General features: G+C 27.9%; 10 protein-coding genes. 8 read left to right on the forward strand and 2 right to left on the reverse strand.

What is annotated here, in order from left to right; genetic code table 11:
• The first annotated feature begins 8 nt into the window (after positions 1-8).
• Positions 9-635, forward strand: a complete 627-nt coding sequence (locus tag O5Y44_RS00575; protein ID WP_371465147.1) for a DsbA family protein — start codon at positions 9-11, stop codon at positions 633-635.
• Positions 636-852: 217 nt separating this feature from the next.
• Positions 853-5,085, forward strand: a complete 4,233-nt coding sequence (locus O5Y44_RS00580) for a leucine-rich repeat protein (protein WP_271965361.1) — start codon at positions 853-855, stop codon at positions 5,083-5,085.
• Positions 5,086-5,175: 90 nt separating this feature from the next.
• Here O5Y44_RS00580 and O5Y44_RS00585 read toward each other — a convergent pair whose 3' ends face one another.
• Together O5Y44_RS00585 and O5Y44_RS00590 are read right to left on the reverse strand one after the other, a co-directional pair.
• Entirely contained in the window at positions 5,176-5,709 is a 534-nt protein-coding gene (locus O5Y44_RS00585; protein WP_271965360.1) for a VanZ family protein, read from the reverse strand.
• Positions 5,710-5,775: 66 nt separating this feature from the next.
• Positions 5,776-6,153: an iron-sulfur cluster biosynthesis family protein gene (locus O5Y44_RS00590; protein ID WP_371465149.1), complete on the reverse strand. Its 378-nt coding sequence runs from the start codon at positions 6,151-6,153 to the stop codon at positions 5,776-5,778.
• Positions 6,154-6,429: 276 nt separating this feature from the next.
• Here O5Y44_RS00590 and O5Y44_RS00595 point away from each other — a divergent pair, with 276 nt between their 5' ends.
• From O5Y44_RS00595 to O5Y44_RS00620, 6 genes are all read left to right on the forward strand, one after another.
• On the forward strand, positions 6,430-6,942 hold the full coding sequence (locus O5Y44_RS00595; RefSeq protein ID WP_102169808.1) for an adenine phosphoribosyltransferase: 513 nt from the start codon (positions 6,430-6,432) through the stop codon (positions 6,940-6,942).
• Positions 6,943-6,966: 24 nt separating this feature from the next.
• Positions 6,967-9,834, forward strand: a complete 2,868-nt coding sequence (locus tag O5Y44_RS00600) for an insulinase family protein (protein ID WP_371465150.1) — start codon at positions 6,967-6,969, stop codon at positions 9,832-9,834.
• Between the two features lie 12 nt (positions 9,835-9,846).
• Complete coding sequence (trmB, locus tag O5Y44_RS00605; RefSeq protein ID WP_271965357.1) at positions 9,847-10,488, forward strand: tRNA (guanosine(46)-N7)-methyltransferase TrmB; 642 nt, start codon at positions 9,847-9,849, stop codon at positions 10,486-10,488.
• Between the two features lie 156 nt (positions 10,489-10,644).
• A complete protein-coding gene (gene efp / locus O5Y44_RS00610) occupies positions 10,645-11,202 on the forward strand; it encodes an elongation factor P (protein ID WP_003145634.1) in 558 nt (185 codons plus the stop codon).
• 66 nt (positions 11,203-11,268) lie between these two features.
• Entirely contained in the window at positions 11,269-11,811 is a 543-nt protein-coding gene (locus tag O5Y44_RS00615) for a DUF1697 domain-containing protein (protein ID WP_271965356.1), read from the forward strand.
• Positions 11,812-11,890: 79 nt separating this feature from the next.
• The gene (locus tag O5Y44_RS00620) at positions 11,891-13,291 is read left to right on the forward strand and encodes a GntP family permease (protein WP_271965355.1); all 1,401 of its coding nucleotides are present in this window, start codon (positions 11,891-11,893) and stop codon (positions 13,289-13,291) included.
• Positions 13,292-13,371: the final 80 nt, after the last annotated feature.

The following is a 13,371-nucleotide window of genomic DNA, read 5'->3' on the forward strand; positions in this document are numbered from 1 at the left end:
AGAATAAAATGAAAATATTATATTTTTGGGACGCATACTGTGGTTGGTGCTATGGTTTTGACAAATTATTTACTGAGTTTTACAAGAATCATACAGACATAGAAATTGATATTATCTCTGGCGGATTATTTATTGGAGAAAACAGTAAAAAAATAGGAGAGTACACATATATAGCAGAAGGCAACAAACAAATTTCAGAAATGTATAATATTGAGTTTGGAGAAGGATATAAGAAGGTGCTTGAAGAAGGTGAAATGGTATTAAATTCACTTCATCCTGCGATTGCTTTTAATACAGTAAAAGAACTTATACCAAATTCAAAGTTATTAGATTATGCATATGATATGCAATGTAAGTTTTTTGTTGAGGGTAAAAGTTTAAGTGATATTACAACATACTTAGAACTATGCGACAAATATGAAATCGATAGTTCTGATTTGGCATTAAAACTTACAATTGCTTTTAAAAATACAAATCCGTTTCATCCAGATTTTCTAAGAACACTTAACTTAGGTATAGAATCTTATCCTACTGCAGTATTAGAAAAAGATGGAGAATATTATGATTTACGTGGTTATGCTACAGAACCAGAGGATATCGAAATACACTATAATTTGATAACTAAAAGATTCTAATAATTAATATTAATTATTTTTTCATTGTGGCAAAAATATGAACATTATTTTATAGAGTATAAGCTTATGAAATCAGCTTTTTATGAACTGATTTTATAAAATTATGCTCTAATTTTTTTTTATTTTGATGTTTTCACTTGTATCTTATTACCTGTTGTAGTATAATGTAGCTATAATTAATCGATATTGATTATCATTGTTTTTATGGAGGAATGTCATGAACAAAAAATATAATAATAAATTAATAATTGGATTAGCAGTACCTATCTGTTTAAGTATAGGTTCAGTTGATTTCAATTATTCTAAACTAAATCTTGATTCTAATGTAGTTTATGCACAAGATCAACAGAGCACAGGTTTTAAAGTCTACGAACCAGAGATTGGAACAAGTGGATCACTAGAGATTGCCGTTGAGGGTCAAGATACTTCAGATACTTTATTTAAGAGATACTGGAATAAAATTGATAAATTATTAATAGATGGAAAAGACTTCGGATTTAATAGTGAAGCATCTTCTTCAAAAAACTATTCTTTATTTGATAGTGTTATTTATGTTAATAATAGTGAAATAACTAATCATTATAATAAACAAGATAAACACAAAATAGAATTTATTTTTAAAGATGGATCAAAAGCTGTATATGAAGATAAAGGGTATGTAGATCCAACTGCTAAACCAAAATTAATTAGTGAAGGTCTAAAAATTTTAGAACCACAAATAGATAACGATTCTCTAATCTTCTTCTTAGAAGGTTCTGATCTTTATAAAAACTACTGGTCAAAAGTAACTAAACTTACAGTAGATGGAAAAGATTTCGGATTTGATAAACAAAATACAAATAGTAAATTTTATAAATTATATAATGGAGAAGTAACTGCTGCAGATAAAGCTATTACTGAACATTACAAAAAACAAGATAAACACAAAATTGAGTTTACATTTGAGGATGGTTCTAAAACAACATATGAAGATGCTGGTTATGTAGAGCCAAGTAATGAAACGACTACACCATCAAGAGATAGTGAAAGTAGTTCTAATAAACCTGCTTCAAATGCTAAATATACAATTTCTAAATTAGATCAAGGTAAAAACTGGAAAGATGAAAAACACTTAACTTTAGAATTATCTGATACTTCTGTTTATGATAATTTTGTTGATGAAATTGCAAGTGTAACTTTAAATGGAACTACTGTGAATAAAGATGTATTCAAAGATAAAGTAGAAACATCAAAATATCTTGGAATTAGAATTTTTAACGAAGATTTAGTAAAAGCGTTAAAAGACTCAGACAATAAACTAGAGGTTAAACTTGTTGATGGAACTATAATTTCATACCCAACGGTAACTGATAAAAAAGAAGATGCGAAGCCCACAGAACCAAAACAGGATACACCAGCTACTAGTGCATCATATGCTCAAAAAGATTTAGTTTCTAAAGTAGAGAAGAATAAATATGCTGATGAATTAAACATTACTTTAGCTGATGGATTTAAAGCAGAAGATGTTCTTAAAAATACTAAAGAAGTTGTTATCAATGGAAAAACTTTCAACAAATCACTGTTTAGTAAAAACTATAATGATCAAATCGTTACTTTCGATGATGGTGGAGAAAGTCTTAAAGCATTTAAAGCTTGGAACTTCGATGGAGATAATACAATTGTATTTAAAGCAAATGACGGTAGCGAAAGTAAAGCTTATACAACTGGAAACAAGGTAGTTGAAGAAAAACCAACACCAGAAAAAACTCCTGAAAAACAAGAAGAAAAAACTTATTCTCTTACTGATAAATTAGAAGATGGTGAATATACTTTAGGATTTAACGCTTTATACGCTGATGGAAGACAAGGTACTTCTATGCTAGAAGGATTCTTTGACAAAAATGTAAAATTAGTAGTTAAAGATGGGAAAATGAGTATAACAATGTTAAATACTTTATTTGCTCACGGATTATATGATTTTGCTATTCAAAATAAAGGTAAATGGGAATCAGGTGTAAAAGAAAACTTTGGTGAGAAGAACTCTGCGGGACAATATGACAGAGCGTTATTTACACTTCCGGTTGAAGATCTAGATCAAGTACACTTAGGTGGTGTTATAGTTTCTTATATGGGATCTCTAGAGAGTGATAAAGGAAACTTCGACAAATATACTACTGTTAAACTAAAATTCAAACCTGAGATCAAAAAAGGATGGAATGGATTTGAGTTAGTAGAAAAAAATAGTGAAGAACGTAAAAAAAGCGATGATCTTCTTCAGAAAAAATTAATTGCCAATGGGGTAGATACTAACAAAGACGGCAAAGTAACAGAAGATGAATTAAAAAACTTCACTGGTGATATCAACATTGGATCATTAGAGATCGATGGAAAAGTTGATAAAGGTGCTATTTACAACTTAGATTTACTAAAACACATGGGTCCTGGAGTTAAATCATTCTCTTCAGATAGTAATAACTTCGGTGAATTACCAGAAGACTTATTCAAAAATGCAGTTAATATTGAGCATATTAACTTAGGAGGAAACGGGGTTACTAAACTTCCTGAAAATCTATTTGCTAATAACAAAAAATTAAAAACTGTGAACTTATCTTCTAATAACTTAGGTAATATCCCAGAAAACTTGTTTGCAAATAATCCTGAATTAGATTCAGTTGAATTCAGTCAATCATGGTTATCAACATTACCAGCAAATGTTTTTGCTAATAATAAGAAGCTAAAAACTGTAAGTTTATCTAACAATAAAATAGTATCACTTCCAAATGATTTATTTAAAAACAATACAGGATTAACATTCTTATCTGTAACTGATAATGAACTTACTAAACTTCCAGATAGTATAGCTAATTTATCTTCTTTAACACAGTTATATGCAGCTAACAACAAATTAACATCACTTCCAGAAAATGGAGTTAATTTAACAAAATTAAATACTCTAGCTTTAAATAATAACCATATCTCTAGCTTATCTGATGAATTATGGAAAACACTTGCTAAAAATAAAGCAACTGTAAGACTGGTTAACAACCAAATTAGTAATATACCGTTAGACTTAATTAAAGCAAATGGTAGTCTACACATTCTTGATATTGCTAATAACAATTTACCAGCAACATTACCGTATAATGATTCTGATACAAAACTATTAGGAATTTCTCCTGAAGTTACACAAGGTTATTATCCACAAAAACAAGCTATTGAATTAAATGTTGTAGCAAAAGATAATAAGATTACAATTCAACCTAAAGATGAAAAATTAACAATTCTTAATCTTCTACACTGGTATAGAGGTCGTTCTGAATTTTATGGTGGAGAAGGTATCTTACAAGGTTTAGAAAAATATAAAGAATTCCTAAGTAAACAAACAAAACCTATGGCAGAACTACTTAAGAGTGACGATTATGGACGTAACTGGTATATTGTTACTAAGGTAGAACGTATCCGCGGTAATGAAGTTAAAGAACTTAGTTCAACAAGTGTTTCTAACGAAGATGATAAAAAACTAGAAATTACTGATAATGATATGAAAGCAGGAGATAAATATAGAATTACTAAAACTCTATTCGAGAAAAATGCTACTAATATCGATGATAAATTAGTTGAACTTATAACAACAGTTGATGCTGATGTTAAAAAAGAAGAACCGAAAGTAGAAGATAAAAAAGATGAAAATCCTGCTGAGCAACCTAAGGTTGAAGAAAAACCTCAAGTAACTCCAGCACAACCTAAACCAGAAGAAAAACCTCAGGTAACACCTGAACAGCCTAAATCAGAGGAAAATACTCAAACACCAGCAATTGAACAACCAAGTAATCCTACAAATGATGATAATCATGATGCTAAACTTAGCAATCTAAAAGATACACTTGTTGCTAAATTACCTGGAGATGAAGAAGTAACTGTAAAATTCAAGGCTAAAGATGTTACTGGTATTCACTTTGTTGCTCAAAATTCTAATGAACAAAAAGTAAACGAAGTAAAAGAATTAGTTAAGGATCTTGATGAGAATTTAAATGTTGTGAAAACTTTAGATTTATTCTTCACAGATGATAATGGTAATGTAATAAATAAAGACGGAGAAACTAGAGCAGTTACAGTAGCTGTTCTTTCCAAAGACAATGAAACATTAGCAGTTTATTATGTAAATGGTGATAAATTAGAAAAAGTCCCAAGTACATATTCAGATGGAAAATTAACATTCTATACAGATCACTTCAGTACATATACTATTGTTTCAAGAACAAATAACAATGGATCACATAACCAAGATTCTAATACAAATGCTACATTATCTACTCAAAATAACAATACTAATGTTGGAAATAATACAATTTCACAAAGATTCAATAACATATTACCTAAAACAGGATTAACTGAAAATAGTGTTGGAGCATTATTAGTAGGTATATTAGGTATTGGATTAGCTGCATTAGGCTTCAGAAGAAAAAGATAATTTAAAAATTTAATAATAATAATAATTACATAAGATATAAATAACGGATGTACTTAACAATCGTCAAGTACATCCGTTATTATTTGTTATTTAAGATATTACATTAATTATTTCATAAATAATATATCCTGAAAGAAGTATTAAAATGAAATTCATATACAATCTAAGTTTTTCTTTTAAAATTATAGAAATAATATTGATAATTATTACTCCTATGCAGGCTCCTAAAGTATTATCTATCAAGTCTGTTATATCAGGGAACCCAATAGTCAAGATATATTGAGTAGATTCATATATTAAGCTTAATATAAACCCTAAAATTATAGCTCTTAAACCAGATGATTTAGGATATAGCATTTTGATATAAAAGCTAAAAGGTATAAAGAAAATTATATTAAGTAAAACTTCAACAATGTCAAAATTTCCAAATCTGTATGGTACTAGATTGATTGTTCTCCAAGATACGCCAGGATAGAGTAATACACGAGGATTATGTATCCAAGAAAAATTACTACTGAGTAGTAAGTTCCAATCCATTTTAGCTACTATTACCCATGTAAGTATAAATAAATATACAAAAAATAGAAATACTGTTAATTTTCTACTGTTTAGAAAAGATTTCAAAACATTCTCCTTTCTTTAATTACACTTATGATAATGTTAGCAAAACTTATTAAAATTTACTTAAATTTATTTTTTAATTATTAATTGAACTTGTTCTGTAATAATTCCCGCTTCGCTTTTTAAATATAAAGTAAAATTAGTTTCACTAAAATCAAATTTATTGTCTTTATCAAACATAACTTCATAGTAAGAAGGATAATGAACAGTACCTATGTTTGTAGAAAGTTCTTTATCATATTTATCCCATTTAATATTTTTGTCTTCCTTAGAAACAATTAAAATTCTATATTTATCATATACTTGACAATGACACCCATTAACGTTATCTGAATATGGACTATTTCCATCTAAATAGTCAATAATAATATCATATGCATTAGTGTCCTTACTTTCAAATTTTTTATAAATATAATTCACAGCTGAATCAGTAAATGTAATTTTCATACTAGAATCTCCTTATATCGTATTTATAATATATTTTAACACATAACATTGAATACAAATAATAATTGATTTTATTAACCGATGATTTTAAATTGCTAAAAATATACAGGGTTCTAGATTATATAATACTATAAGTATATTTTTCATATTATAAGTAGCACGTAATCTAATAAATTACTGTTTCTTAGTGTATTAATAGTGTTTAAAATTGCTTATTTTGGGATTTTATAGTATAATAATTGAGTTAAGAAAACATTTAGGAGAAAATAAAAATAAATGAATTTAGAAAAATACATTTCAATCGTAGAAAATTGGCCAAAAGAAGGAATTAGTTTTAAAGATATTACTACATTAATGGCAGATGGTGAGGCATATAAATATGCTACTGATCAAATCGTTAACTATGCAAAAGAAAAACAAGTTGATGTTGTAGTTGGACCAGAAGCACGTGGTTTTATCATTGGATGTCCTGTATCTTATTCATTAGGTATTGGATTCGTTCCTGTTAGAAAACCTAATAAATTACCTCGTGAAGTTATTTCTTACCAATATGATTTAGAATATGGTAGTAACACTTTAACAATGCACAAAGATGCTATTAAACCTGGTCAACGTGTTCTTATCACTGACGATTTACTAGCTACTGGTGGAACAATTGAAGCAACTATTAAATTAGTAGAAGAATTAGGAGGAATCGTAGTAGGTATTGCATTCTTAATCGAACTAGATGGTCTAAATGGAATGGACAAACTACAAGGTTATGATGTTCTTACATTACTAAAAATGTAATCTACTATGAAATAATTAAATAATATGACATTTGAACTTATAGAAAAGAAATATCTAAAAAATATTAATACAAATGCTTATCTTTATGAGCATACTAAAACTCGTGCTAGATTAGTTTTCTTTGAAAATGACGACATAAATAAAAGTTTTAGCATAAGTTTTAAAACTATCCCTTATAATAATAATGGTATTTTTCATATTTTAGAACATTCTGTTTTATGTGGTTCAGCGAAATATCCAGTAAAAGAACCTTTTGTAGAACTACTTAAAGGTTCTTTTAATACATTTTTAAATGCAATGACATTTCCTGATAAAACTATGTATCCAGTATCATCTAAAAATGAAAAAGATTTAGAAATATTAATGGACATCTATTTAGATGCTGTATTTAATCCAAATTTAAAAGATAATGAGAATATATTAGCACAAGAAGGTTGGCATTACCATTTAGAAAATAAAGAGGATGAACTTATATACAAAGGTGTAGTTTATAATGAAATGAAAGGTGCATACTCATCAGTAGATGAAGTCCTTGATCAATATGTTAGTGAACACTTATTCAGTGATACACCATATAAATATTCTTCAGGAGGGAAACCGGAGGCTATTCCTTCAATAACACAAGAAGAATTTTTAGAAACATATAATTATAATTATCACCCAAGTAACAGTTATATCTTCTTATATGGTAATCTAAATGTAGACCAATATTTGAAACATATCGATAGTTATTTAAATAACTATGATTATAAAGATTATAGTGACTATAACTTATCACGTCAAAATCATTTTTCAAAAGAAATTGTTAAGCGAACTTATTTTAACGAAGAGCTTAGTAACAAGGCATATGTTGCATATAATTACATTCTTGGTGATAGTAATGAATTCAGTAGAATCGAAAATATTGATATTATAGATGATATACTTCTAGGAAGTAGTAATACTGAATTTAGAAAATATTTCATAGAAAATGATTTTTGTGAAGATGTTTATAGTTATGTTCAAAAAGATAGAAAAGAAACTGTCTATTCAGTCATCTTCAAATATGTAAAAGATGATAAATTAGATAAACTTGATACTGAATACAAAAAACTTCTTAAATCAATCATTGAAAAAGGTTTTGATTATGAGCAAGTACAAGCTTCAATCAATAAGAAAAATTTCTCAATTAAAGAAGAAATTAACAAAACTTCTGCACCAAAAGGTGTTTCTTACGCAATAAGATTATTAAGAACTTGGCTTTACAGTGAAGAAGACATACTGTCTTCATTTGATTTAGATAAAGTTATAGCTGATTTACAAGAAAATTGTAAAGATAAAAAATATGAAAGTCTTGCAAAAGAGTTCCTAATTAATAATGAGAAACAAGCTGTTTTACAGTTAATTCCAACTTTAGAAAAAGAGCAAAAAGAGAAAAATCTAGTTGAATACAAAGCTTCATTATCCGAAAATGAACTACAAGATATAGTTGAAAATAATATCTCTTTACAAAACTGGCAAAATAGTATAGATAAGAAAGAAGATCTTGAAAAAATTAAATGTGTTGATGCTAAAGAAGTTGAATTAAAAAATCCTTTTGAAGAAACATTATTTGAAACATATAAAGATTTAAAATTCTCTCATTATAATGCAGTAACAAATGGAATTTCTTATACTAAATTACTTTTTGATATTAGCGATTTTGAGCTAGAACAGCTTCAATACGCTTCAATTTTATCATATTTATTATTTAACTTTAACACAAAAAATAAAACCGAGGCAGAAGTTATTAAAGAAATAGGAGCAAATCTTGGTGGAGTTAGTTCTTATATAAATGTCTTTAGAAAACATAAGAGTGATGAATGTGAAGTTAAATTTATAATTAGCGCGAAAAATCTTGTTGAAAAATCAAAAGAATTAGCTAATATAATAGAGGAAACAACACTTAATGTTGATTTTGAAGATAAAGAAGCATTATACAACGTCCTTTTAGAAGTTAAATTAATGCTAGAAAACAAATTCAAGAATTCAGGACATGCGTTTGTAGCACGTAGAATTAGTGGATTCTATAATCCACAAAGTAGGTTAGCATCATACCATGGTGAATATGACTTCTACTTATTCATCAATAAATTACTAGATAATTATAAATCTGACAACGAAAGTATAAAAGAAAATCTTTATAATGTTGCTAAATTAATTTTCAATAAATCTAGATTATTAACAAACTTTGTTGGAAATAAAGAAGAATATAATGATTTTAAAGAAGTTTTTACTAGCTTCTTAGAAAAATATCCAAAAGATACAAATAGACAAAAAGGATTTGAAATAAAATTAGAAGAAAACGGTTATTCTGAAGGATTTTACTTTGATTCTCTTGTGCAGTATGTGGGTGTTGGATACAGTATTAAAGATTATACCGGAACTCATCTAGTACTAAGACATATCCTAAGTTTAGATTATTTGTGGAATAATGTTCGTGTGAAAAATGGTGCTTACGGTTCTGGAGCAATATTTAATAACTTTGGTGATTTTAACTTATGGTCTTATCGTGATCCTAATTTAGTTGAAACACTAGATATATATTACAATATTGATAACTATGTCCGAAACTTTATCGCTGATGAGAATGATTTAAATAAATACATTATCGGTACATTGAATACATTAGATGTATTGATGTCACCAAGTACATTAGCAACATATTCACTTAATAAATATTTAACAAATTCACCATTTAATATTTACGATGAACTTGTAAATGAAATTAAAAATACCACAGTTGAAGATATACAAAAATTAGCAACTGTATTTGAAAATATGAAGTCTAGAGCCTATACTTGTGTACTAGGTTCAAAAGAAAAAGTATTAGAAAATAAAGATTTATTCAATGAAACAATTGAATTAAAATAGAAAGGTGCATGAATGAGAGTTCGAAATAGAGCAGACGCAAGAGAGCGTTTAGAAAATAGTCCCGTTGTATTTTTACAACCTAAAGATAATAAAGGGAAATGGAAAGAAATATTTGGAAATGAAAATCCAATTCATCTTGAAATAGGGAGTGGAAAAGGTAAGTTTATTCATACATTAGCAGAAAAACATCAAAATATAAACTTTATCGCAATGGAGGCTCAACCTACTGTATTAACGTTTCTATTAGATAAAGTAGAAGAAACTCACAGAGAAAATCTAAAACTTATTTCTGGAAATGCTGAAGATTTACTTGAGTATTTTGCTGAAGGAGAAGTTGATCAACTTTATCTAAACTTCTCTGATCCATGGCCAAAAACAAGACACGAGAAAAGACGTCTAACATTCCACACATTTTTAGCTCGTTATGAAGCAATACTTAGTGGAGATAAAACTATTATACAAAAAACAGATAATCAAGGCTTATTTGAATATAGTCTAATGAGTTATGCTAGTTATGGATATACATTCAATAGATTATCATTAGACCTAACAAACAGTATCTATGAAGAAGATAATGTTCATACGGAATATGAAGATAAGTTCATTAAAAAAGGTAATAGAATATACATGGTAGAAGCTGTAAAAGTAAAATAACTGCATTTAGTTTACATAAAATATATTATGTAAACTAAATACTTAGAATATACTAGTTTTATAGTATTTTGCATTAAAATTAATCGTTTTTACCTTGATTTTAAAAAAATTTTTATTTATAATAATATTAGTACAATTTAAAGGAGAAATACAATAATGATATCAGTTAATGATTTTAAAACTGGAGTTACTATCGAAGTTGATGGAAACATTTGGAAAGTAATGGAATTCCAACACGTTAAACCTGGTAAAGGAGCTGCTTTCGTACGTTCTAAATTAAGAAACATGCGTACAGGTGCAGTTAATGATAAAACATTCAGAGCTGGTGAGAAAGTAGCAAAAGCTCAAATCAATAACCAAAAAATGTCATACCTTTACTCAACAGGTGAAGCTTATGTATTTATGGATAACGCTACTTACGAGCAAATCGAAGTACCAGAAGCACAATTAGAATACGAATTAAACTTCTTAAAAGAAAACATGGAAGTTTCAATCTTAATGTTTGGTGATGAAATCTTAGGTATTGACTTACCAACAACAGTAGAACTTACTGTAACTGAAACTGAACCTGGTGTTAAAGGTGATACTGCACAAGGAGCTACTAAAGCTGCTACAGTAGAAACTGGATACACATTACAAGTACCTCTATTCGTTAAAGAAGGAGATGTATTAGTAATCAATACAGCAGAAGGTTCTTACGTATCAAGAGCATAATTTATGAATAATTTAAAACTCTCTATTATTTCAATGATAGAGAGTTTTTTATAAAAGGAGAAAATAATGAAATATGTACTTTTGCTTCGTGGAATCAATGTTGGTGGTAAGAATAAAGTCTCTATGGCTGATTTAAAAAATATGATTTCAACCTTAGGTTATGAAAATGTTATTACTTATATAAACAGTGGCAATATAATATTTAATTCCACTGAAAATATAAGTGTTGTTAATGATAAGATATCACAGATATTGAATTCATATCCTTTCAAAATTAATAAAGTAATATTAACAAAAGATGAATACATAGAAGAACTTAAAAATTTGCCTAGTTGGTGGAATGATAATTTTTATAGAAAAGATGTGCTATTTTATAGTGAAGATATAGATTATTCTATTATCAAAGAACGAATAAATAGTATGCCTTTAAACGACGAAAAAGTTCACTTTGGAAAAAGAGCTGTTATTTGGGGAAAATTTAATGAAAAGAACTATTTAAAAACGGCATATCATAAATATTTAATTAAAGAATCTTTCTATAAAGCTGTTACTATTAGAAACGGAAGAACTTTTATGAAAATCGCTGAGTTACTAGATAAAGAACACTAATTCTATAGTAAGCGTATATCTTTACTTGATATAGCTAATAATGATATAATTACCTAATGAAAAAATTAAGGAGAATATAATGAAATTAGATAAAATATTAATCAGCTTAGGATTAATTATATATTCGATCCTAGCTTATTTTTTAGGAATTCATTCTTATAAATTGTTATTAGTTTTCTTAGGAATTAGCGTACTAATATTTTTAATAACAAAATTACATTTTGAACCCTTCTTATCAATACTTATAGTAGCAATTATTCTAGGTTTATTTTTAGGCTTATCCCCTAGTTCTATAATTGATTCGGTAGAGAAGGGGACAGGATCTCTTCTAGGACATCTATCTCTAATCTTAGGATTAGGAGCTATGTTTGGAAGAATACTTGAAGAATTAGGAGCAGTAGAAATTACTGCAAAGAAAATGATTAGTCTATTCGGAATTAAGAGGATTCAATTAGGTCTTCTTATTGCTGGAATGTGTATAAGTTTTTCTTTATTTTTTGATGTAGCTTTTATTTTGGTAATTCCCATTATTTTAGCAGTAGCAAAAGAACTAGATTTCGATAAAATTTACTTAGCTTTACCAGCAAGTATTGGTGTACTAACAATCCATGCACTATTCCCACCACATCCTAGTCCAAGTATTATTACTAAAACTTTCCATCTTAATATGGCGGAAGTATTCTTCTATGGCTTAATAGTTGCAATACCAACAGCAATTATTGGTGGTTTATTATTAACTAATTCAAAGATGGTACAAACTAAACCTATCGTACAAAGAGAACAAAATAATATAAGTGTTTTAAAAATTGAGAGACAGATGATGAGTTCTAGCTTTGCTATTATATTAATGTTATTACCTGTTATTTTAATTACTATTCCTACAGTAGCATTAAGTTTAAATAGTTTGCCAACTTACTTAAAAGATATATTAACAATTATAAGTAATCCAGTTACTGCATTGATAATCAGCTTATTAATAGCCATTTGGAAATTGATGATTGTAAAACATTTGAGGGTTAGTAGTATTTCTCCATTGTTAAGTCAATCTATTAAAACAATAGCAGTCGTATTACTTATTAACGGTGCTGCTGGAGGTTTGAAACAGGTATTAGTAGATTCAAAGGTAACAGATGAGATAGTACAAATAACTAGTGGTATGAACATATCACCAATACTCATTAGTTTCTTTGTTGCTGCCATCCTAAGAATATCACTAGGTAGCGCAACTATTGCAGCAATTACAACGTTAGCAATAGTAGAACCTTTAGTTCCGACTATCAGTTATTCACCGGTATTTATAATGTTAAGTATTACAGCTGGTAGTATGTTTTGTTCACATGTAAATGATCCAGGTTTCTGGTTATTTAAACAGTATCTAAATTTAGATTTTAAAACTACATTTAAAACATGGACATTGGGAACAACAGTGGCATCTACAGTCGCATTTTTAATAATATTAATTATGACTTCGATTACATAAATTTTTTTAAAATTATATGAGTTTTTTGCTTGATATTTATGTTAAGGTATGTTATATTAATACTTGTGTATGTAGTAAAT

It is taken from the genome of Gemella sp. 27098_8_155 (assembly GCF_041433725.1).
Classification (GTDB): Bacteria; Bacillota; Bacilli; order Staphylococcales; family Gemellaceae; genus Gemella; species Gemella haemolysans_D.

Bases quoted from the DNA above. Each gene is read 5' to 3' on its own strand.
- O5Y44_RS00575 (WP_371465147.1), top strand. From the start codon at position 9: ATGAAAATATTATATTTTTGGGACGCATACTGTGGTTGGTGCTATGGT.
- O5Y44_RS00580 (WP_271965361.1), top strand. From the start codon at position 853: ATGAACAAAAAATATAATAATAAATTAATAATTGGATTAGCAGTACCT.
- O5Y44_RS00590 (WP_371465149.1), bottom strand. From the start codon at position 6,153: ATGAAAATTACATTTACTGATTCAGCTGTGAATTATATTTATAAAAAA.
- O5Y44_RS00595 (WP_102169808.1), top strand. From the start codon at position 6,430: ATGAATTTAGAAAAATACATTTCAATCGTAGAAAATTGGCCAAAAGAA.
- O5Y44_RS00600 (WP_371465150.1), top strand. From the start codon at position 6,967: ATGACATTTGAACTTATAGAAAAGAAATATCTAAAAAATATTAATACA.
- trmB (WP_271965357.1), top strand. From the start codon at position 9,847: ATGAGAGTTCGAAATAGAGCAGACGCAAGAGAGCGTTTAGAAAATAGT.
- efp (WP_003145634.1), top strand. From the start codon at position 10,645: ATGATATCAGTTAATGATTTTAAAACTGGAGTTACTATCGAAGTTGAT.
- O5Y44_RS00615 (WP_271965356.1), top strand. From the start codon at position 11,269: ATGAAATATGTACTTTTGCTTCGTGGAATCAATGTTGGTGGTAAGAAT.
- O5Y44_RS00620 (WP_271965355.1), top strand. From the start codon at position 11,891: ATGAAATTAGATAAAATATTAATCAGCTTAGGATTAATTATATATTCG.